The following is a 749-nucleotide window of genomic DNA, read 5'->3' on the forward strand; positions in this document are numbered from 1 at the left end:
ATTGCCGCCTCCCCGAAGCTTATCGCAGGCTGTCACGTCTTTCATCGCCTCTGACTGCCAAGGCATCCACCATGTGCGCTTCATTACTTGACCATACAACCCCAAGTAGTCTCGACTTTAAATAAGTCTTGACTTCAAAGTGTCATAAAGCCTAATTATGATAACGATATCACCTAATTTTATACGCTTGATTCAGTTCTCTTATTACTTTTTAGTAATCAACCCCTGGGATAACAACTGATGTCGTTAAGGAGCTAATTACTAAGGTTAAGAAGTGCGCGTGAACACGCGCTTCCTAACCCAGACTCATATCTATGTTTTTAAATAGTTCTTACGCTCTCGTCGAGTCATAAGTTCTGTATAAAACAGAAAGAAATAATCGTATGATATAGTTATCTATATCTGAATCATTCGTTTCTATTTATACTCTTTAAATATTCTATTGTCGTATTTATTATGGTGGAGCCAAACGGAGTCGAACCGTTGACCTCCTGCGTGCAAGGCAGGTGCTCTACCAACTGAGCTATGGCCCCTGAGAAGCGTTTAAACAAAGCACTGCTTTGTTAGCTTCGCAAGAGTAATTTGCTTAAAGGCAAATTGCTAATGGGTCGCTTTACCGCTTAATAATGGTAGGCCTGGGCAGACTTGAACTGCCGACCCCCGCGTTATCAACACGGTGCTCTAACCAGCTGAGCTACAGGCCTGTGTCTGCCTGTAAAGGCAAAGCGCTAATAATAAATACTAGCTAA

At 42.1% G+C, this 749-nt stretch carries 2 tRNA genes and 1 rRNA gene; all 3 read right to left on the reverse strand.

The features are described from left to right. A 23S ribosomal RNA gene (locus JMW90_RS13445) occupies window positions 1-93 on the reverse strand; the annotation flags it as partial. Window positions 94-457: 364 nt separating this feature from the next. Continuing rightward, a tRNA-Ala gene (locus JMW90_RS13450) sits at window positions 458-533 on the reverse strand. A gap of 94 nt (window positions 534-627) precedes the next feature. Further along, a tRNA-Ile gene (locus JMW90_RS13455) sits at window positions 628-704 on the reverse strand. Window positions 705-749: the final 45 nt, after the last annotated feature.

Source organism: Psychrobacter glacincola (assembly GCF_904846215.1).
In the GTDB taxonomy this organism is placed as follows: Bacteria; Pseudomonadota; Gammaproteobacteria; order Pseudomonadales; family Moraxellaceae; genus Psychrobacter; species Psychrobacter glacincola.